Below are 19,414 nucleotides of genomic sequence, written 5' to 3'. Positions count from 1 at the left end.
ACTCCAATGAAAAAAAACATTCTTATCATAACCGTTATCGCGGCGGCAGTAATGGAACTGATAGATACCTCCATAGTAAACGTAGCCTTATCGCACATGAGCGGCAATCTGGGTGCCACGCTGGAAGATACTTCCTGGGTAATAACGGCCTACGCTATTGCCAACATCATAGTAATACCCATGACCAGCTTTTTAGCCACCAAGCTGGGGCGCCGTAATTATTACATCGGCTCTATTATCGCTTTTACTTTTTTCTCGGCAATGTGTGGTCTGGCATCCAATATATGGACACTCGTACTGTTCCGCTTTTTGCAGGGCATGGGCGGAGGGGCTTTGTTATCGGTATCGCAGGCTATTGTATTTGAGGTATTTGGCAAAGCGCGTACAGGTATAGCCAGCGCGCTATTTGGAGTAGGTGTATTTTTAGGCCCAACCATTGGGCCAACATTAGGTGGTTTTATTACAGAATATTATTCATGGCCATGGATCTTCTACATCAATATCCCTATTGGTATAGCTGTAGCCGTATCAAGCACGATACTGGTTACCGAGCCCGAGATAAAAGTTAAAGCCAAGGCGGTAGACTGGTGGGGAATACTGCTGCTGGTTATTGGCATAGGTTCGCTCCAAACCGTGTTGGAGCGTGGCGAAACTGACGATTGGTTTTCGGCCAATTACATCATCGCTTTAACGGCGACGGCTGTATTTAGCATCCTGACATTTATTTGGTGGGAGCTTACCACACCAAACCCGGTTATTGATTTAAGGGTACTAAAAAGCAAGTCACTGGCGGTTGCGGCTATCCTTACCTTTGTAACCGGCGTTGGCCTGTTCACCTCCGTTTTTTTAACGCCGGTGCTGGCGCAGCGGGTACTGGGATTCCCGCCCACCATTACAGGGCTTACCTTGCTCCCTGGTGCTATACTGGCTATTTTTGGTTTACTATTTTCGGCCACTTTGCTTAAAAAAGGTGTATCGCCATTAATAATAATTATCACGGGATTTTTTCTGTTCATGATATTTAGCTATAAAATGGCAGGATTGAATTTAGAAGCTACTCCCGGCAATTTGGCTTTAATCCTTATTTACAGGGCTATGGGTCTTGCGTTTCTTACGGTTCCACTAACAGCGCTTGCAGTTTCGGGACTTGATGCTAAGGACGTTCCGCAGGGCTCGGCCTTAAACAATATGATGCGGCAATTGGGAGGCTCATTCGGGATAGCAATGATCAATACCTATGTGGCCAAAAGATTTGGATCGCACAGGAATGATCTCATCTCCAACATCAGCGTTTACAACCCGCAAGCTACCAATCGCATTAATAACTTAACCCAATATTTTGCTGGGAAGGGATCATCAAGTTTTGATGCGCACAATAAAGCCATGGCTTTAGTTAATAACGGTATCGACAAGCAATCGTTCCTGTTAAGTTATCTGGATGCGTACATACTTGTTGGTTTGCTCTTTTTAATGGCTATGCCTTTGTTATTCCTGGTACTTAACCGTAAAAAACAAGCCGGGCCAATAGTGCTGGTGAGTGATCATTAAAAACGACAAAAAGGGAGGGCTGTGTTAGTCGCGTGTAGAACACACCCCTCCCTTTCACAGTCCGGTGCGCCCCCTCTCGAGAGGGGAACGGGGGAAAGGCCTCACTCAATCTCAAAAATTATAACATTCAAATACCAGTTGGTATATTTGTAATATGGAAAAGGAATTATCAAAGGCAGAAAGAACCCGCCTGTTTATTTTAGAAACCACTGCTCCTATCTTTAATAAAAAAGGATATGCCGGCACTTCCATGTCTGATCTGACAGAGGCGACGGGCCTCACCAAGGGCAGCATCTATGGCAATTTTGCCAATAAAGAAGAAGTAGCATTAGCCGCCTTTGACTATAACTCGGCCAAAATAAGAAAACAGGTACAGGAGCGCATTCAAAAAGCCAGTACCTACTATGATAAACTACTGGTTTACGCCCAGGTTTACCACAGCTTTACCCGGGCAAACTTCCCTGCCGGTGGCTGCCCCATATTAAATACAGCGGTAGATGCCGATGATACCAACCCCCTATTAAAAGATAAGGCCGCACAGGCTGTTCTGCGCTGGAAAAAATCAATAGAAAACCTGGTACAGGCCGGTATTGAGGCCGGGGAATTTAAGGAAGATGCGGACATAAGCGGCACTGCCCTATCTATGATAGCGCTGATTGAGGGCGGTATTATGATAGCCAAAGTAACCAATACACCCGCCAGCCTCGATAAGGTTTTAAAAACCGTTGATGCCCTGGTTTTGGCACTTAAACGCGCGTAGTTGTAACTCAAATATTACAAAAATAAATTCATAGGAAAAAAAACAAAGAACACAGGCAATACGTTATTATCTGACCAATTATAAATACTATGTCTATGTCTAAAAAGATCTTAATACTTGATGATAGCGATGATATCCTTGAGGTGATGAAAGACGTGCTTGAGATGGAAGGCTACGAAATTAAAGCCATCAATTACACCGATGATATTTGCAAGGCTGCCATGGCATTTAATGCCGATCTGGTGATACTTGATTACATCCTTTTCGGCATAAACGGCGGCGAGCTTTGCCACATGCTAAAAACAAACCCGGTAACATCCCATATCCCGGTGGTAATGGTTTCGGCCTATCCGCGGGTACTGGAGTCTTTAGGAAACTACGGCTCTGATGCTTTTATTGCCAAACCCTTTGACCTTATTGATATTGTGAACACAGTAAAAGGTTGTTTATTAAAGACGGGGGATATTGAACATGCTGATTGGTAAGCGGCAGGTTTTAAGTAACTTTTACCAATTGGGCTATTGCTGCGCTTTAACCGCGCACTGCGGTAATATAGCTCGTGATTGTTTCGGGCGTGCCTTTGGCGTGTTTGTTTTAGGCATATAAAAAATTCCCACTTCCGTAGTTTGAGTCCGCACTCCAGTAGTTTGTGTCACACAAAATACTCTTATTACATTAATTGAAACATTACTGCACCTATTTTTGCACCCATCCCTTCTGAGCCCCACACCAAAGCAAAGTTGAGCTTCTCACCAAACCTGCCCTCTTGTTTTACCACGACATTTGTTTTGTAATTAAAACAAAGCAAAAACAATGAAAAAGATCATATTAATAACCGGCGCATCTGCCGGGATGGGTAAAGAAATGGCTATCGCACTATTAAATGACGGGCATACAGTTTATGGCGCTGCCCGCCGGGTTGAAAAAATGGACGACATTCAACAACTGGGCGTAAAAGTTTTGGCCATGGATGTAACCGACGATGCTGCCATGGTTAAAGGAATTGAAACCATAATCAGGGCAGAGGGCCGAATAGATGTATTGATAAACAACGCGGGATTTGGCTCATATGGTGCTGTGGAGGATGTGCCCATGAAGGATGCCCGTTACCAACTGGAGGTAAATGTTATTGGAGCAGCCCGCCTCTCGCAATTGGTTATACCGGCCATGCGTGCTCATAAATTTGGCCGCATCATTAACATATCATCCATTGGCGGTAAGTTTGCCGGCGCTTTGGGCGGCTGGTACCACGCCAGTAAATTTGCTTTGGAGGGCCTGAGCGATGCCCTGCGTATGGAAGTACAAGGATTTGGTATTGATGTGGTAGTGATAGAACCCGGTGGTGTAAAATCTGAATGGAGCGATATAGCCGGCGAAAACCTTTTCAAAATTTCTGGCAGTGGCTATTATAAAAATATGGTGCAAAAATTTATCGATCTGTTTAAAAACCAGGGGCACCGCGCCGCAGAGCCTGAAGTAATTGTAAAACTGGTACAAAAAGCAATCGGGGCCAAACAACCTAAAACCCGCTATGTTGGTGGCTTTTTAGCCCGGCCGTTGTTATTTTTAAGGAAGATACTATCCGATAGGATGATGGATAAGCTTGCTATGAGCCAATTAAAGTAATTGGTATATTTAGTTCGTAACAACATGGAAGATAAAAGTCATATTCTGCTCAATAACCTGCTATACTCCTGTGTTGATAAAAAGCAGCGCAGCAATGAATCATTTGTGCAGGAGCATGCTTTGGGCTATATCATTTCGGGCGAAACCCACCTAAAAACAAATGATGGCATACGCGTTTTTGGGGCTGGCTGCATAGGTTTGGTAGGCAGAAACCAGCTCCTGAAATCAGAGAAGGTGCCGCCTTTGGGCGGTGGGGAGTTCAGGGCAATAAACATATATCTTGACCAGGCCTTTTTACGCAGGTACAGCTCTGATCATAAACTGGCACCGGCAAACAGCTACACAGGTGATAAGATCCTGATATTACCCCCTGATCCTTTTATGAAAGGTTATTTTGATTCATTGGTTCCCTACTTTGAGCACCCCGCTATGGCAACCGATGCCATGGCCAGCTTAAAGACAAAGGAAGCCGTAGAATTGCTATTGAGGCTGGGTGCAGATTATTATGATTTCCTTTTCGATTTTAGTGAACCTTACAAGATAGATCTGGAAGCATACATGAATCAGCACTTTATGTACAACGTGCCAACAGCCCGGTTTGCCACGCTCACCGGGCGCAGCCTGGCCAGTTTTAAGCGTGATTTTGAAAAGGTGTTCCGCGCTTCGCCGGGGCAATGGTTACAGCAAAAGCGGTTATCAGAGGCTTATTACCTTATCCGCGAAAAAGGCCAGAAACCATCCGAAGTTTATTTGAATGTAGGTTTCGAGAATCTTTCGCACTTTAGCTATACATTTAAAAAAACGTTTGGGGTAGCGCCATCGATGCTTGGTTGATTGAATTTTCCGGCATCGTTGAGTGATTATATATCCCATAACATAAAGAGACGTTTATGACCGAAGCAGAAAAACACTTTCATGAACTTACCCGGCAGATCCCCGATGTTGAACCAGGCAAAATGTTTGGCGCTTTATGTTTTAAAACGCCAAATGGTAAAGCAGCGGCCATCTTTCGGCGGGATACCCTGGTAGTTAAACTTAATGGCGAAGCCCGCGATGAAGCCTTAAGCTTGGATGGCGCTCAGCTTTTTGATCCGATGGATAACAGACCCATGAAAGAATGGATCCAGATTCCCTATGTTTATCATGACCGGTGGAAAGAGTTCGCCCTCAGTGCTGCTGAATATGTGCGCACAATCCCGGTAAAAGCAGCATCAAAAAAGAAATAAGTATTTGCCTATGCTAACGGCACTGGATAACTTTTACCTGCAACAGGACGAACCTTTAAAAGGTTGTTTTTTAGCGCTGCGCCAAATAATCCTGAACCATGATGCCGCTATAACCAACGCCTGGAAATTCAACATGCCATTTTTTTTGTACAAGGGAAAAATGTTTTGTTATATATGGACGCATAAAAAACTGCAACAACCTTTTATTGGCTTTAGTGAGGGCAAAAGGCTGAACCATCCCAGTCTCACTTTTGAAAACCGTTCACGCATCAAGATCATGATTCTTGATGCAGAAAAAGAGCTGCCCGTTGAAATTATTGAAGAGGTCTTGAATATGGCCATTGAGTTGGTAAAACGTGATCTGTAAAACCTATGCCAACCCCGCTTGATAACTTTTACCTGCAAAAGGACGAACCCATAAGGGGTTGCCTGCTGGCCCTGCGGGAGATCATCCTGAAACAAGACGCAGCTATTACCGCAACCTTGAAATATGGGATGCCTTTTTTTTGTTACCAGGGCAAAATGTTTTGCTACTTGTGGGTGCACAAAAAACTACTGAAACCTTATATCGGCATTGTTGAAGGCCATCGCTTTGATCATCCCTCCCTGATCATCGAAAAACGATCGCGCATGAAAATTATCCTTTTTAATGCAGATGAAGATCTGCCGGTTGAAACCATATCTGATATCCTGAAACAGTGCATTGAACTGTATAAAACAGGGGTTATAAAAGTTGGATGATTTAACATGATACATAAATGATTATATTATCTTGCCAACGAATGAATTTAATAACCATTCATTAATATTTTTTAATAAAACATAGTAAAATAGTTTCATGTATTGGTACGAAGATGACATTAAACAACTTGAAAAAGTTAGTTTGAATAGGGAATATGAACCTGAAACAATTTTTTATGGCAGCTCATCGGTAAGGTTATGGCCAAACCTTAATGAAGATTTCAAAAACGTTAAACCGATTAATCTGGGGTTTGGCGGTTCTACATTAGCAGCCTGTGTTTGGTTTTTTGAACGGGTGATGTTCAGCTATCACCCTAAACGTTTAATTGTATACGCCGGCGATAATGATCTTGGCGATGGCCGCCACCCCGAGGAAGTATTTATATTTTTTCAGCAACTGGTTACCAAAACGCAGCAGCGCTTTGGCGATCTGCCCTGCTATTATGTTTCACTAAAACCGAGCCTCAGCCGTTGGAACATGATTGATAAGTTTAAATACGCCAATAACCTCATCGAAACAGAAATTGTTAAGAAAACCAATAACTGGCATTTTATAAATGTATATAAAGAGATGGTTGATGCTAAAGGATATCCTAAAAAAGAGTATTTTGTGGGTGATGGTTTGCATTTAAGCCCGGCCGGTTACCAGTTATGGAAACAGGTGATTAATGATCATATTAATCGCTAAGCATTACTATTTATTTAATTTGAAGTAACATCTGTTGTGGAAATTCCGCACCAAAAGACCTAACCTAAAATGAAAAGAGCGTACCATAAATGGTTTAGTGCAAGTTTGCACCGTAATATGGAACTTTTGATATTTGGACATAGCGGCAGGGCGGTGTTATTTTTCCCAACCCGGATGGCCCGGTTTTTCGATTATGAGAACTGGGGAATAGTTGAGGCGCTGCAGAACCGCATAGAAAACGGTGAACTGCAGCTTTTTTGTGTAGATAGTATTGATGCCGAAAGTTTTTATAACCCCTGGATACACCCTGTTGATCGTATTGACCGCCATAAGCAGTATGAGCAATACATATTAACAGAGGTTATTCCCTTTATGAAAATTGAAAATGACAGCAACATTTTTGATGTTGCCGGTTGCAGTATGGGGGCTTATCATGCTATAAACCTGGCCTTAAGGCATCCAACCATCTTTAAAAAGGTAGTATGTATGAGCGGCCGGCAAGATCTTACCCGGCAGATAGAAGAATTCAGGGATCTGTTTGATGGTTACAGAAACGAGGATATCTATTTCAACATGCCGCTGCAATATGTAGCCAACCTTGGCGAAGGGTATGATTTAGATGCTATCCGCAAAATAGAAATTATCATGGCTATTGGCCAAACCGACCCTTTTATTTCCAGCAACCGCGAATTTAGCTACGTGCTCTCGTCAAAAGGAATTGATCATAGGTTATACATTTGGGATAATTACGCGCACAGGCCAAGGTATTGGAAACAGATGGTACAGCTTTATTTGTAAACAGGGGAATTTTTTAACTTTGTGTAAACATTCTTCCAATGATCCCTGCCACCCTGGATAGTAAAGTAATTGATACCCTGCGCGATTTGCCGGATATGATCCCGGTGATGCGCGATTATTTTGAGGACTGGACCATCAGGGTTTTTAATCGCGAGCAGCACGAATGCCGCAATTATCTATCTCCAAACCGCCGCGAATTTTATAAAATATTGTTTGTTACCAAAGGTACCGGCGTGTTTACCATGGGGCTAAACACCTATTTTATTGAAGAACCTACCTTGCTTTACATACATCCCAACGATATTATTTCCTGGAAAAAACTTTCTGAAGAATCTGGTGGTTATTATGTACTTTTTAAAAAATCGTTCATTCACTCCCATCCGCAACTAAAAGCTACCATTGATCAGTTTGGCCTGTTTAATGAAAAAGCTAAAAGCGTTATCCGGCTTGCCCAAAACGAGCTGCCCTTGCTTAACCAGCTTTTTGAAAGTATGCAATCAGAAGAATTATCGGGCAGCGAGTATAAGGATTTTTCGATGCAGGCGTACCTGCAACTGCTGATGGTTGAAAGCATGAAGGTTGCCCGCTACCCAAAGCCCGACCATGTATCTGACGAGTACCGTCACATTCACCAGTTTTTTAATTTACTGGAGAGTGAAGCTTCCAATATCAACTTTGAAAAGCCCATCCGTTTAAAAACCGCGCAGGAATTTGCTGACCAACTGGCCGTACACCCCAACCACCTCAACGCTTTGCTTAAAAAACATACAGGCCAAAATGTAAGCACCCACATCCGCAACCGGATATTGGAAGAAGCCAAAGTACTGCTGTTACAAACCGACTGGACCCTGCAAAACATCAGCTACAGTATTGGTTTTTCCGAACAGCCAAGCTTTAACCTGTTTTTCAAAAAAAATACGGGAGTTACACCTGCCGAATTTCGCAAGGCCTACCATGCTGCCTGAGGGCTTAAGCTTATTAACGTAATTTAATTAATATTTCAATCTTTGAAATTATTAATAAGCCCTTTGTTATTATTACAAGCCCCTCTCCTGCTTCTGCCGACCTTTGGTGTATAAAAACAAAAGCAAAATGAAAACTCAAAAAACATGGTTCATTACCGGCGCCTCAAGAGGTTTCGGTTTAGTTATCACCAAAGCCGTATTGGCATCTGGCGACAAAGTAGTAGCTGCCATCCGGAGCAACCCGGAAGCCTTAGCCGACCAGCTAAATCATCCCGAAAATTTATTCGTAGTAAAACTTGATATCACCAACGAGGCACAGGCCAAAGAAGCAACAGAAAAGGCTATTAATCATTTTGGCCGTATTGATGTGTTGGTTAATAATGCCGGTTACGGCTTACTATCGGCAGTTGAGGAAGCTACCGACCAGGAGGTAAAACAAAACTATGAGGTTAATGTATTTGGAATGTTAAACATCACCAGGGCAATATTACCCTATATGCGGAAACAACGCGCCGGCCATGTGATCAATATATCATCAGTAGGCGGATTAAGCGCTTATTATGGATGGGGATTATATGGTTCAACCAAATTTGCTATTGAAGGCATTACAGAAGCCATGGCACAGGAACTTGCCCCATTGGGTATTCATGCAACTGTAGTGGCCCCGGGATTTTTCCGCACCAACTTTCTTGATGAGTCGTCGCTTACCCGTTCGGCAAATGTAATTGCCGATTATGCCGAAACCGTTGGCGCTATGCGTCAATTTGCCACCGAGGTAAATTATAAACAACCCGGCGATCCCGAAAAACTGGCCCAGGCATTCATCAAACTGGCCGCTGCCGAAAACCCACCGGTTCACCTGCCCTTAGGTAATGATACCCTAAAACGTTTCCGTGAAAAAACCGCCGCGTTTGAAAAAGATATCGAGAACTGGTATGATGTGGTAACCGGTACCGATCATGATGATGTGGCTAAGTAAGCATACAACTGGCACAAAACAAAAAAAGCAGACCAAAACTCTGCTTTTTTTGTTTTGTATGATGAGGGCCGCACCTACAAACCACTGCAGCAAACCGTTACAACAGAGGCACACAATCAAAAGCAGATCCTCAAAATCATTGTAAGCCTGTTGTTTAGCTTTATTATTGCCGTTTTTTAAATTTGCCCGGATAGGTAATGGCATTTTTATATATTTGCGTCTCTGCTCCCGTAGTTCAACGGATAGAATTATGGTTTCCGGTACCATCGATATGAGTTCGAATCTCGTCGGGAGCACAATAATAAAAAAAGGGTTTACTTTTCAGCAAACCCTTTTTTATTATGTTAAAGCTTCCCGCCCTATTCCCTTACACGTTAAACCTAAAGTGCATAATGTCGCCATCCTGCACAATATAAGTTTTGCCTTCAACGCCCAGCTTGCCATTCTCTTTAATGGTAGCTTCAACGCCGTTGTATTTTACAAAATCATCATATTTAATAACCTCTGCGCGGATAAAGCCTTTTTCAAAATCGGTATGGATCACACCTGCAGCCTGTGGCGCGGTAAAGCCCTGCGTAATTGTCCAGGCGCGTACTTCCTGTACACCTGCGGTAAAGTAAGTGGCCAGGTTAAGCAAACGGTACGCTGCTTTAATCAGCTTATTAACTCCAGACTCGGTTAAGCCAAGATCGTTTAAAAACATCTGGCGTTCCTCAAATGATTCCAGCTCGGCAATTTCCGCCTCAATTTGTGCCGAAATGATCAGTACTTCGGCTTTTTCTTCCGCAACTGCAGCTTTCACTTGGTCAACATAAGCGTTGCCGGTACTTACAGATCCCTCATCAACATTACAAACATACATTACCGGTTTGGCGGTAAGCAGCCATATATCAGCAATGTATTCTTTATCCTCTTCGGCCACCGGCGCGGTGCGGGCAGATTTACCCTGTAGCAGGTGGTTTTTATAAACGGTTAAAACATCAAATGTTTTTTTGGCTTCTTTGTCGCCGCCGGTTTTAGCCATCTTTTCAACCTTCTGAATCTTTTTTTCTATCGAATCAAGATCTTTAAGCTGCAATTCGGTATCGATGATCTCTTTATCGCGGATAGGATCAACAGAACCATCAACGTGGATCACATTATCATTATCAAAACAACGTAAAACGTGGATAATAGCATTTGTAGCACGTATATTGGCTAAAAACTGGTTACCCAGGCCCTCGCCCTTGCTGGCGCCTTTTACCAGGCCGGCAATATCAACAATTTCGATAACGTTGGGCACAATAGACTTTGGCTGAACTATTTCGGTAAGCTTTGTTAAGCGCTCATCCGGCACTGTAATTACACCTACGTTTGGCTCAATAGTGCAAAACGGAAAGTTGGCCGCCTGCGCCTTGGCATTTGATAAGCAATTAAAAAGTGTTGATTTGCCCACATTTGGTAAACCCACTATTCCACATTGTAAACCCATTTTGTTATACTCTAAATTCTAAAATATGTCCATAGTCAATGGTCCGCAGACCATAGTTAAAGTTGACTATCAGGCCGATATTTGCTATAGACCATGGTCTATGGACTATCGACCAAAAGGCTGCAAAGATAACAGAAATTTTTGCCTAATAATTTGAAAAAATAAACGACTTTTGCCATCGTTAAAAAAACAGAAAACAGTTTATAATAAGATGTAAAAAAACGAGGGCGTTTTATGGAAGAGATGGTTGAGCAAATAGAATTGTTGCTGGAAACGAAAGACAATACCGGGTTACAGGATTATTTGAACAACCTTAACATATCGGATGTTGAAGAACTGATTGATGAACTTCCTGAACATGGTGCCCTGTTTATTGAAATCCTTTCTATTAACCGCGCCGTTAATGTGTTCCGCATATTGGATTTCCCAACACAGGAGCGTATTATCAAAAAACTTTCTGGCCAAAAAGTGGAAGAGCTTATTAATGAGCTACCGCCCGATGACCGCACATCGCTTTTTAGTGAGTTACACGGTGATGCCGTTCAAAAACTGATCCAGCACCTATCGCCGGAAAACCGCAAGGAAGCTTTATCCCTTTTAGGTTACGAAGAGGATAGCGTTGGCCGTTTGATGACGCCTGATTACATTGCCGTAAAAAGAACATGGGACGTTACCCGTGTATTATCACACATTCGCCGTTACGGTAAAAACTCCGAAACAATTGATGTAATATATGTTATAGACGAGAATGGTCAGTTGCTGGATGATATCCGCATCCGCGAGATATTGCTGGTGAAACCCGAAACAAAGGTGAGCGACCTGATGGATGGCCGCCTGATTTCGCTGAGTGCAAGTGATCCGCAGGAAGAAGCTATCAATATTTTCAGGATGAACAACCGCACGGCTTTGCCTGTGGTTGACAGCGAAAATATTTTGCTTGGGATAGTAACCGTTGATGATATTTTATGGATAGCCAACGAAGAGTATACCGAAGATATTCAAAAAATAGGTGGTACCGAAGCGCTGGATGAGCCTTACCTGGATATTAACCTTTTTAAACTGGTAAAAAAACGTGTTGGCTGGCTTATCATTTTGTTTTTAGGCGAAATGCTAACGGCTACTGCTATGGGCTTTTTTGAAAAGTCGATTGAAAAGGCGGTTGTGCTGGCGCTGTTTATCCCGCTTATTATATCAAGCGGTGGTAATGGCGGCTCGCAGGCTTCAACGTTAATTATACAGGCGATGGCGCTTGGCGAAGTTACCGTAACCGACTGGTGGCGTGTTATGCGTCGCGAGTTACTCTCGGGCCTGATGCTGGGTGCTACTTTAGGTATCATCGGTTTCTTCCGTATTTTTGCTTTTGCCATGCTTTGGCCTCACCTTTACGGTCCGTATTGGATGCTGGTTGGGTTAACGGTAGGTTGCGCCTTGGTGGGTGTGGTTTTGTGGGGGTCGTTAGCAGGATCCATGCTGCCGCTCATCCTCAAAAAATTAGGTGCCGACCCTGCTACGTCGTCTGCGCCGTTTGTTGCTACGCTGGTTGATGTTACCGGGCTTATTATTTATTTTTCGATAGCGTTGCTGTTTATGAAGGGTACGTTGCTTTAACATAAATCCGGCATCCTATTATTGTTTAGTTTAAATATTTATATCTTTAGTACTAACTATATAAATATTTAAACCCTAAACTAAAAAATGGAAACCGAAGAAATCTACGTTGCTCCCTTAGAACCAAACAACAATCTTATTTTAACACCCGAGGCTCAAAGCTATCTGTTATCTGCCGGTAAATGGGCTACCTTTTTAGGTATTCTTGGCTTTATATTTTGCGCCTTATTTTCACTTGTAGCCATATCAATAGGTACTATTTTTACAAAAATGGCCGAAATGATGCCCTATAATCCGGGGCTAAAAATGATGGCGGGTTTTGGCGGCGGCGTTACTGTTTTTTACCTGCTGATTGATTTGCTTTATTTTTTCTTTGCACTGTACATATATCAGTTTGCAACAAAAATTAAAAAGGGTATCAACTTTAGCGATAGTACTCACATTACTGCCGGCCTGGGCAAACTAAAGTCCTTTTTTAAATTATGGGGAATTGTAACCATAGTTATCATATGTATATATGTGTTAGCTATTATTGGCTTTATAGCATTTGCAGCAGTTATGAAAAATTCTATGGTTGGTGTTTAAAAAGACATCTATGTAAATCAGGAATTGGTATTACTTATTATACAAAATGAAAAACCCCGCCAAAAGCAGGGTTTTCTTGTAATAATATAGTTTAGTGGTTGTTCGGCCTTATATCTCGAATGAGAAATCCTCATCAGCAGATGTTTTTGCAACTTCAGAGTTCTCGCTGTATTCGTAACGTTTTTCAACAACGTCCTGGTTAGCCTTTATATAGTCAACTGTATCTTTTAAGCCTTCGGCAAATTTTTCAAAATCCTCTTTGTATAAAAAAATCTTGTGTTTAATAAACACACCGTCCTCCAAACGTTTCTTGCTCTCTGTTATAGTAACATAGTAATCGTTTGATCTGGTTGCCTTTACATCAAAAAAATATGTTCTCTTCCCGGCTCTCACCTTCTTTGAAAATACCTCTTCCCGCTCTCTATTGTCAAAATCTCCCATATGAATATACCCGTAATTAGTTTTGGTTGGCATAAATATAAATAAAAATTCAAACAGCAAGTATTTTATTCAACTTTATTACACATTTTAAAACAAAATGGCACTTTACTTGTGTTGAAGTTAAATTTATTACAGTTTGCAGATTCACTTTACCCGATTTTTAAACGCTTTTGCACCGAATATTTTCGCAAATAAATGTTAAGAAATAGGGCAAAACAGCGCTTTTTTTTAGCGATTTCCCTGGTTTACGCGTCCTGCTCTTCTTCAAGCAATTGCTTTTCGTACAGGTCAAAATAGGTACCTTTAAGCTGCATCAGGTATTCATGGTTACCATGCTCAACAATTTGGCCGTTGTCCATTACCAGTATCTTATCGGCGTTTTTTATGGTCGATATCCGGTGCGAGATAATGATACTGGTTTTACCCTGCATCACCCGGCCCAGGTTATTCAATATCTCCTCCTCGGTACGGGTATCAACCGCCGAGAGGCAGTCATCAAAAATCAATATCTGCGGATGCTTAAAAATTGCTCGTGCTATAGATACCCGCTGCTTTTGCCCGCCCGATAGTGTAACGCCACGCTCGCCAATCAGCGTGGTAAAGCCATGCTCAAGCTCTATAATATTGTTATAAACAGCGGCATCTTTTGCGGCCTGCTCCACAACCGGCAAATCAAGCACATCGGCACTAAAGGCAATATTATTGGCTATGGTATCCGAGAACAGGAAAACCTCCTGCGGCACAAAACCAATTTGCGACCGGTAACCTTCCAGGTTAAATTGTTTCAGGGGAATATTATCAGCTGTTATTTCGCCGCCGGTAGTATCATACATACGCATTACCAAATTGGCAATGGTTGATTTGCCCGAACCTGTACGGCCGATAATGGCCACCATTTGCCCCGGATCAACTTTAAACGAAACATTTTTTAAAGCCTGTATCCCGGTATCCGGGTAAGTAAATGATACATTATTAAACTCAAGAGCACCTTTAATGGTATGCACCACCCCATCGGCAGACATGATCTCTGGCTCCTGTTGCAAAAACTCATTGATCCGTTTTTGTGAAGCCGCCGCACGTTGGATAAGTGAGGTTACCCAGCCAAGTGAGATAACCGGGAAGGTAAGCATGTTTAAATACACAATAAACTCGGCAATGTTACCCGATGTAATATTCCCTTTCATTACCTCAACCCCGCCAACGTACATGGTAATTACGTTGCTTAAACCTACCAGCAGTAACATAATAGGATAAAACATAGCCTGCACCCTGGCCAAAGCCATGGAATGAGTTTTATAGTTTTCGCTTTCGGCAGCGAAGTTTTTGCGCACAAAGCCTTCGCGCACGTATGATTTGATGACCCTGATGCCCGAAATATTTTCCTGTACAAAGCTGGAGAGCCCCGATAACCGCTCCTGGATTTGCTCGCTGCGGTAATTGATTATATTGTTTACATAGTAAATAATACCCGCTAATATAGGCAGCGGCAATACCGAAAAAATGGCCAGCCTTATATTTACCGTAAGCATGGCGTATATCACCAAAATAAACAACACCACCGTGTTAATGGTGTACATAATACCCGGCCCCAGGTACATGCGTACCCGGCTTACATCTTCGGTAACACGGTTCATCAAATCGCCGGTGTTGTGACGGCGGTAAAAAGCAAGCGACAGGAGCTGGTAATGATTATAAATTTCGTTCTTCAGATCATACTCAATATGGCGCGACATGAGGATGATGGTTTGTCGCATAAAAAAAAGAAACAGGCCCCGCAACAGCGCCAGCACTAATACCAGCGCGCCAAAAAGCATCAGGCTGCTGCCAAAAATATCATAGATCATGCTTTGACGGTTAAAGCCGGCAAAAAGCTGGTAAGCGCCAATATTTTCGGTAACCAAATCAAAAGCTACGCGAATAACCTGCGCGGGCAACACACCAAAAATATTGGATATAATTACAAACATTACACCCGGGATTAATCGCCAGCGGTATTTGTAAAAAAACTTATTGAGGTACGCGAGGTCTTTCATGTTTTAGTCCGAAAGTCGAAAATCCGGCAAGTCCGAAAATCCGTCAGATCAAAAGTATTAAAATTTGGGAGGATTGTTCGAGGGTAAAGGTCTGACGGATGTAAATAATTTAACGCCCATTTTTTGCATGAGTGTTATACCTTGCTGCCGGCTACGGCAAAAGCAGCATGTTAAAGTTTAACAGGCCGCACCAGCCGTCAATGCCCAACACTTACAACTCGTGTCACTTTCCATTGGCCATCCTTATATTGCCAGATGTGCACAAATTTCATGACTCCTATCACCGGCTGGCCGTTTTCGGTATGGGTAAAACGGTGGGTTCCCATTTCAATAGCTCCGAAGCCGGGCATAGGGTAGACTTCCAGGCTTTCGGGCAATAGGTCACGCCGCAGATCGGCCGCCTGTTTGTTTTCAAAAATTCCTTTAAAACCAGCCATGGTGGCAGCGTAACCGGTAACTCCCTTGCCATCATTATAAAACTCCACATCGGCGGCAAATAAGGTTTTAAGCACCTCCATATTACGGTTGTTAAACGCGTTAAACATTACGCTATCCATATGGGCAATGGTTTTAAACAGTGCAGGATCCTTCGGTTTAAAAGCTGTGGTTTGGGCCTTAGCGGTAAAACCAACAGCAATAAACATTACAAAAAAACAGATGCGGAAAAACAAATGAGGTGCTTTCATGATCAAACTATTAAATATACCGCAAAGACGCCCGCGGGCCCCCGGTAGTTACAGTTAAGCTACAATATTTGCCTCTACCGTTTTTTTCGCCAAAAAGCGCTTCGCAAGCCATTTTCTAACGGGTTCATCATATAATTTTAGCGAGGCATAAGCAATGACAATGCTTACCACAAACAAAAGCAGGCCAAACCAAATACCATACTCCATGGGTACCTTATTTTTTGAAACCCAGCCTGTATACAGGTATATCAGTGGGTAATGCGTAATATAAATAGGGTATGATATATCGCCAAAAAACCGGCACACTTTGGCCGAAAACTTACCGCTTATGTGGCCTCCGGCACCAATAGCAACAATCAGCGGAAACATCAGAATAATAGCAAACGACTCATACAACCCGTTCATCCACAAGTGTTCGGGGCCGCCAATCCTGGGTATAAATAAAACAAGGGCTATCAACAGGCTGCATACGGTAAAAGCGCCTTTGATACGAATCAGCTTGCCCATACGCGAAAGCAGGATCCCGGCAAAAAACGGGTAAAGCATACGTAGAAAACCAATATTAAGCTGGGTTTTATCAATACTCCAGCCGCCGATAACATCCCCCTGCGGGCCCATTACCAAGTAACGCACAAGTAAACCGCCGAATATAACCACCAATACCGCAAGCACCTTTTGCGAAACTTTGCGAAAAACCAGCGCATACATAATATTGGCAATATATTCAAAAAACAGCGACCATGCGGGACCATCCAGTGGATGCATTTCCTGCCAGCCCCGTATATCCATCGATATAGGCAAGGGAATCATTGTAAAACCAACCACCATCACCAACAGCAACTTCCAAACCGGCGTACCGGCTATCAGCGGAAATACCGGACTGGCCTGGAAATAAAAAAGCAAGGCGCCAATAATAGTACCCACAATAACCATGGGTTGCAGCCTGATCAGCCGGCGTTTGTAAAAGTCCCACTGGCTCATCTTTCCCCAGCGGTCATCATAAGCATAAGCCACCACAAAACCCGACAGCAGGAAAAAGAAATCGACCGCCAGGTAGCCATGATTAATGATCTGGTTGAAGCGGGTACCGGAATAGGTTTCCAAAACGTGGAAAGCCACCACCAGCAGCGCGGCAACTCCACGCAAGCCATCTAAAATTGGATAATGTTTTTTTGAATCAGGATAAGCAGGCGATGCATTCATTTAATTTGTGATAATTATAAATGGTAAAATTGGGTTTAATCAGGTTAATGATGCCGTTTGGTTAAGCGGCAGTATTTAACGCTAAATGTGCTTAAATAAAATGGAAATACATAAATGAATTTTACGCGTTGGGAGTTTCATGCAAAAAAAGCGTTTTAAACTCATTTACAATACTGCGCTAAAGACGTTTTAATTAATCAACAAATTACATAATATGGTAATTTTAAAGACTGATATTACTCGATTACGAAGACCTTTTTCTTTTTCAGTTTTACTTTAAAGTCAATCAATACAGGCCCTGTTACGCGAGACCAAAAAAATCTATGTTGTTGTAAATATTCATACCTGAAAAATATTGGCTCTATTTGATTGGAGCCGGTAATTTTATCCTTATAATATATAAGTAGATAGTAAACAGTAAGGTTGCTTTTTAAACAGTCATCCCATATATTTATTTGAGTGGTAGCTAATGAGGTTTTTTGTAGAATTAAATCTTGATTGCTACTTATCGGAGTAACACTAAAACATGTCCCCAACGGATTATAAAAAGCTAATACTGTACTATCAACATGGGCTGATCTAATACCTTGGTTGGAAAAGTAAAAACGTAATGTGGATCTTATTGAGTTTATTGTTGTTATACTGACACTATCGATAAAGAAAACAGGCCTTTGTTCATACAATTGCTGTTTATATTGTTCCTGCTGCTGATAAAATTGAGACTGAGCAATTTTTGCCTGGGTTTGAATTGCTTTAAGTTGACTTTTGTTTACATCAAATTGCTGTTGGTTTAAAGCGTCTTGTAAATGGTTACGCTGTTCTTGTGCTCTTTCATGTTGCCCCTGCTTAGTAGTATCTTTTATGAAGCGCCCATTAGCAACTCTATCTTTTTGAAATGAAGAAATAGAATCTTCAGTATGAAGCTTTTTAGATTCTATAAATTGTTTTTGTGCCAAATGAAACTGATCATTTGCTGATTTTAGAGATTGACTTGAGTACCAAATAGTAAATCCCAAAGCAATAATTGTCAACCAAAACTGTATTTGAGCTGGATTTTTTTCAAAAAAATCTCTGATAATCCGAATAAAAGGTGATCGACGAGCCATTTGTGGAAGGTTTCGTAAATGTACCTTTTCTCACTCACTCTAAACTGGCTTCGTAAGAAAAGTTTAATCCCAGCATTATACCATTAGGAAATTTCATTTTCCCTATTGTACCTGACCGTATTCTTATCTACCCAAAATACTCCTCTGTTGATGCCACCAAGGTTAACAACTCCAATACCGGTCCCACTTCAAGCTGGCTTGCCCAAAGTTCCTCGTCAAATTTTTTGAAGGACTGAAGGGAGGTAAGTACCTGGTGGGCTTCTTCGTTTTCCAGCTGATCAAAGTGCATAAAGGTTTTCCCGTCGGGCAGTAACCAGGCGCCATATTTTATACCGGGATGGTTAAGCTGTTTTAACTCTGCAACAATGCCGGCAATGTTTTGCTGGTTTGTTGCGGCAAATTGCGCTGTGGTGGTGTATTGTACTCTTACTATTTTCATGGCGAATAAATTTTAATAGTTATCCATTATTATGTTGAATATTTGATTGCGGTGCGCAGACGACTCACCCCGACATCGCTGCGCTTGTCACCCCTCTCTCCACTTCGCATATAGAGGGGATTTAAAAATTCTGATCAAAAAACTGTTTTGCCCTCTTTCCAACGAAGTTGAAGAGAGGGCCGACCGGCGAAGCCTGGTCGGGGTGAGTCGTCCGATATGCTTGGCCCGTTGATTATTTGTCAACCACCACCCGCTCCACCCTATAATTTAAGCCCGCAGTTGTGCCGCTGTATTTTGCTATACAAACCTAAAATTAAATATTTTTATTGCAGGGGGCTATTACAGACAATTTAAGGGTGATATTGCGACGATTACTACCCTCCCCCTTGCAAAAAACAAGGGCTGTATGGTTTTGCGCCGCGCACCGCGTTTGGTATATCGGCCAATTTGATACAGCCTTCTAAACCGGGCTGTTACCCCGGTCTGTAAAAGCATCACTCGGTTAAAGCCC

The 19,414-nt window shown here is 42.3% G+C and carries 21 protein-coding genes and 1 tRNA gene; 15 read left to right on the top strand and 7 right to left on the bottom strand.

What is annotated here, in order from left to right:
• Positions 1–6: 6 nt before the first annotated feature.
• From AC1DYB_RS13270 to AC1DYB_RS13210, 13 genes are all read left to right on the top strand, one after another.
• Complete coding sequence (locus AC1DYB_RS13270; RefSeq protein ID WP_477435545.1) at positions 7–1,548, top strand: DHA2 family efflux MFS transporter permease subunit; 1,542 nt, start codon at positions 7–9, stop codon at positions 1,546–1,548.
• Positions 1,549–1,702: 154 nt separating this feature from the next.
• Positions 1,703–2,308 carry a TetR/AcrR family transcriptional regulator gene (locus tag AC1DYB_RS13265; protein WP_477435543.1) on the top strand — a complete coding sequence of 202 codons (606 nt, stop codon included), beginning with the start codon at positions 1,703–1,705 and terminating at the stop codon, positions 2,306–2,308.
• Between the two features lie 95 nt (positions 2,309–2,403).
• Positions 2,404–2,793 carry a response regulator gene (locus AC1DYB_RS13260; RefSeq protein WP_477435541.1) on the top strand — a complete coding sequence of 130 codons (390 nt, stop codon included), beginning with the start codon at positions 2,404–2,406 and terminating at the stop codon, positions 2,791–2,793.
• Positions 2,794–3,121: 328 nt separating this feature from the next.
• Positions 3,122–3,934: an oxidoreductase gene (locus tag AC1DYB_RS13255; RefSeq protein ID WP_477435539.1), complete on the top strand. Its 813-nt coding sequence runs from the start codon at positions 3,122–3,124 to the stop codon at positions 3,932–3,934.
• Positions 3,935–3,958: 24 nt separating this feature from the next.
• A complete protein-coding gene (locus tag AC1DYB_RS13250; protein WP_477435537.1) occupies positions 3,959–4,768 on the top strand; it encodes a helix-turn-helix domain-containing protein in 810 nt (269 codons plus the stop codon).
• A gap of 56 nt (positions 4,769–4,824) precedes the next feature.
• Positions 4,825–5,160 carry a hypothetical protein gene (locus AC1DYB_RS13245; RefSeq protein ID WP_477435535.1) on the top strand — a complete coding sequence of 112 codons (336 nt, stop codon included), beginning with the start codon at positions 4,825–4,827 and terminating at the stop codon, positions 5,158–5,160.
• 10 nt (positions 5,161–5,170) lie between these two features.
• Entirely contained in the window at positions 5,171–5,527 is a 357-nt protein-coding gene (locus AC1DYB_RS13240) for a DUF1801 domain-containing protein (RefSeq protein WP_477435533.1), read from the top strand.
• 5 nt (positions 5,528–5,532) lie between these two features.
• Positions 5,533–5,901, top strand: a complete 369-nt coding sequence (locus AC1DYB_RS13235; RefSeq protein ID WP_477435531.1) for a DUF1801 domain-containing protein — start codon at positions 5,533–5,535, stop codon at positions 5,899–5,901.
• 97 nt (positions 5,902–5,998) lie between these two features.
• Entirely contained in the window at positions 5,999–6,589 is a 591-nt protein-coding gene (locus AC1DYB_RS13230) for a GDSL-type esterase/lipase family protein (RefSeq protein WP_477435529.1), read from the top strand.
• A gap of 69 nt (positions 6,590–6,658) precedes the next feature.
• Positions 6,659–7,387, top strand: coding sequence for an esterase family protein (locus AC1DYB_RS13225; protein WP_477435527.1), 729 nt, complete (start codon positions 6,659–6,661; stop codon positions 7,385–7,387).
• 38 nt (positions 7,388–7,425) lie between these two features.
• Positions 7,426–8,352 (top strand): AraC family transcriptional regulator, encoded by a 927-nt coding sequence (locus AC1DYB_RS13220; protein WP_477435525.1) that lies wholly within the window; start codon positions 7,426–7,428, stop codon positions 8,350–8,352.
• A 127-nt stretch (positions 8,353–8,479) separates the two neighbouring features.
• Positions 8,480–9,331, top strand: coding sequence for an oxidoreductase (locus AC1DYB_RS13215; RefSeq protein ID WP_477435523.1), 852 nt, complete (start codon positions 8,480–8,482; stop codon positions 9,329–9,331).
• A gap of 224 nt (positions 9,332–9,555) precedes the next feature.
• A tRNA-Arg gene (locus tag AC1DYB_RS13210) sits at positions 9,556–9,627 on the top strand.
• A 71-nt stretch (positions 9,628–9,698) separates the two neighbouring features.
• Here the strand turns inward: AC1DYB_RS13210 and ychF are convergent.
• A complete protein-coding gene (ychF, locus tag AC1DYB_RS13205) occupies positions 9,699–10,802 on the bottom strand; it encodes a redox-regulated ATPase YchF (protein WP_295712178.1) in 1,104 nt (367 codons plus the stop codon).
• 234 nt (positions 10,803–11,036) lie between these two features.
• Here ychF and mgtE point away from each other — a divergent pair, with 234 nt between their 5' ends.
• Positions 11,037–12,410, top strand: a complete 1,374-nt coding sequence (gene mgtE, locus AC1DYB_RS13200; protein ID WP_295712175.1) for a magnesium transporter — start codon at positions 11,037–11,039, stop codon at positions 12,408–12,410.
• A gap of 87 nt (positions 12,411–12,497) precedes the next feature.
• The gene (locus AC1DYB_RS13195) at positions 12,498–12,995 is read left to right on the top strand and encodes a DUF5362 family protein (protein WP_477435520.1); all 498 of its coding nucleotides are present in this window, start codon (positions 12,498–12,500) and stop codon (positions 12,993–12,995) included.
• A 108-nt stretch (positions 12,996–13,103) separates the two neighbouring features.
• On the opposite strand, the gene AC1DYB_RS13190 is transcribed toward AC1DYB_RS13195, so the two are convergent.
• From AC1DYB_RS13190 to AC1DYB_RS13165, 6 genes are all read right to left on the bottom strand, one after another.
• Positions 13,104–13,436 (bottom strand): DUF3276 family protein, encoded by a 333-nt coding sequence (locus AC1DYB_RS13190; protein WP_295712463.1) that lies wholly within the window; start codon positions 13,434–13,436, stop codon positions 13,104–13,106.
• Positions 13,437–13,681: 245 nt separating this feature from the next.
• Complete coding sequence (locus AC1DYB_RS13185; protein WP_477391784.1) at positions 13,682–15,469, bottom strand: ABC transporter ATP-binding protein; 1,788 nt, start codon at positions 15,467–15,469, stop codon at positions 13,682–13,684.
• Positions 15,470–15,666: 197 nt separating this feature from the next.
• A complete protein-coding gene (locus AC1DYB_RS13180) occupies positions 15,667–16,155 on the bottom strand; it encodes a nuclear transport factor 2 family protein (RefSeq protein WP_477435518.1) in 489 nt (162 codons plus the stop codon).
• A gap of 54 nt (positions 16,156–16,209) precedes the next feature.
• Positions 16,210–17,358: an acyltransferase family protein gene (locus tag AC1DYB_RS13175; protein WP_477435516.1), complete on the bottom strand. Its 1,149-nt coding sequence runs from the start codon at positions 17,356–17,358 to the stop codon at positions 16,210–16,212.
• A 236-nt stretch (positions 17,359–17,594) separates the two neighbouring features.
• Positions 17,595–18,464, bottom strand: a complete 870-nt coding sequence (locus AC1DYB_RS13170; RefSeq protein ID WP_477435514.1) for a hypothetical protein — start codon at positions 18,462–18,464, stop codon at positions 17,595–17,597.
• 127 nt (positions 18,465–18,591) lie between these two features.
• Positions 18,592–18,903: a hypothetical protein gene (locus tag AC1DYB_RS13165; RefSeq protein WP_477435512.1), complete on the bottom strand. Its 312-nt coding sequence runs from the start codon at positions 18,901–18,903 to the stop codon at positions 18,592–18,594.
• Positions 18,904–19,414: the final 511 nt, after the last annotated feature.

Source organism: Mucilaginibacter sp. P2_A4, from assembly GCF_056405015.1.
The sequence above is the reverse complement of the archived record's forward strand: the minus strand, read 5'-3'. Positions and strand labels throughout refer to the sequence as shown.

Excerpts from the sequence above, each read along its gene's own strand:
- AC1DYB_RS13175 (WP_477435516.1), bottom strand. The coding sequence starts at position 17,358 with ATGAATGCATCGCCTGCTTATCCTGATTCAAAAAAACATTATCCAATT.
- AC1DYB_RS13215 (WP_477435523.1), top strand. The coding sequence starts at position 8,480 with ATGAAAACTCAAAAAACATGGTTCATTACCGGCGCCTCAAGAGGTTTC.
- AC1DYB_RS13250 (WP_477435537.1), top strand. The coding sequence starts at position 3,959 with ATGGAAGATAAAAGTCATATTCTGCTCAATAACCTGCTATACTCCTGT.
- AC1DYB_RS13245 (WP_477435535.1), top strand. The coding sequence starts at position 4,825 with ATGACCGAAGCAGAAAAACACTTTCATGAACTTACCCGGCAGATCCCC.
- AC1DYB_RS13255 (WP_477435539.1), top strand. The coding sequence starts at position 3,122 with ATGAAAAAGATCATATTAATAACCGGCGCATCTGCCGGGATGGGTAAA.
- AC1DYB_RS13190 (WP_295712463.1), bottom strand. The coding sequence starts at position 13,436 with ATGGGAGATTTTGACAATAGAGAGCGGGAAGAGGTATTTTCAAAGAAG.
- AC1DYB_RS13270 (WP_477435545.1), top strand. The coding sequence starts at position 7 with ATGAAAAAAAACATTCTTATCATAACCGTTATCGCGGCGGCAGTAATG.
- AC1DYB_RS13240 (WP_477435533.1), top strand. The coding sequence starts at position 5,171 with ATGCTAACGGCACTGGATAACTTTTACCTGCAACAGGACGAACCTTTA.
- AC1DYB_RS13165 (WP_477435512.1), bottom strand. The coding sequence starts at position 18,903 with ATGAAAATAGTAAGAGTACAATACACCACCACAGCGCAATTTGCCGCA.
- AC1DYB_RS13235 (WP_477435531.1), top strand. The coding sequence starts at position 5,533 with ATGCCAACCCCGCTTGATAACTTTTACCTGCAAAAGGACGAACCCATA.
- AC1DYB_RS13260 (WP_477435541.1), top strand. The coding sequence starts at position 2,404 with ATGTCTAAAAAGATCTTAATACTTGATGATAGCGATGATATCCTTGAG.
- AC1DYB_RS13225 (WP_477435527.1), top strand. The coding sequence starts at position 6,659 with ATGAAAAGAGCGTACCATAAATGGTTTAGTGCAAGTTTGCACCGTAAT.
- AC1DYB_RS13170 (WP_477435514.1), bottom strand. The coding sequence starts at position 18,464 with ATGGCTCGTCGATCACCTTTTATTCGGATTATCAGAGATTTTTTTGAA.
- AC1DYB_RS13180 (WP_477435518.1), bottom strand. The coding sequence starts at position 16,155 with ATGAAAGCACCTCATTTGTTTTTCCGCATCTGTTTTTTTGTAATGTTT.
- mgtE (WP_295712175.1), top strand. The coding sequence starts at position 11,037 with ATGGAAGAGATGGTTGAGCAAATAGAATTGTTGCTGGAAACGAAAGAC.
- AC1DYB_RS13185 (WP_477391784.1), bottom strand. The coding sequence starts at position 15,469 with ATGAAAGACCTCGCGTACCTCAATAAGTTTTTTTACAAATACCGCTGG.
- AC1DYB_RS13195 (WP_477435520.1), top strand. The coding sequence starts at position 12,498 with ATGGAAACCGAAGAAATCTACGTTGCTCCCTTAGAACCAAACAACAAT.
- ychF (WP_295712178.1), bottom strand. The coding sequence starts at position 10,802 with ATGGGTTTACAATGTGGAATAGTGGGTTTACCAAATGTGGGCAAATCA.
- AC1DYB_RS13230 (WP_477435529.1), top strand. The coding sequence starts at position 5,999 with ATGTATTGGTACGAAGATGACATTAAACAACTTGAAAAAGTTAGTTTG.
- AC1DYB_RS13265 (WP_477435543.1), top strand. The coding sequence starts at position 1,703 with ATGGAAAAGGAATTATCAAAGGCAGAAAGAACCCGCCTGTTTATTTTA.
- AC1DYB_RS13220 (WP_477435525.1), top strand. The coding sequence starts at position 7,426 with ATGATCCCTGCCACCCTGGATAGTAAAGTAATTGATACCCTGCGCGAT.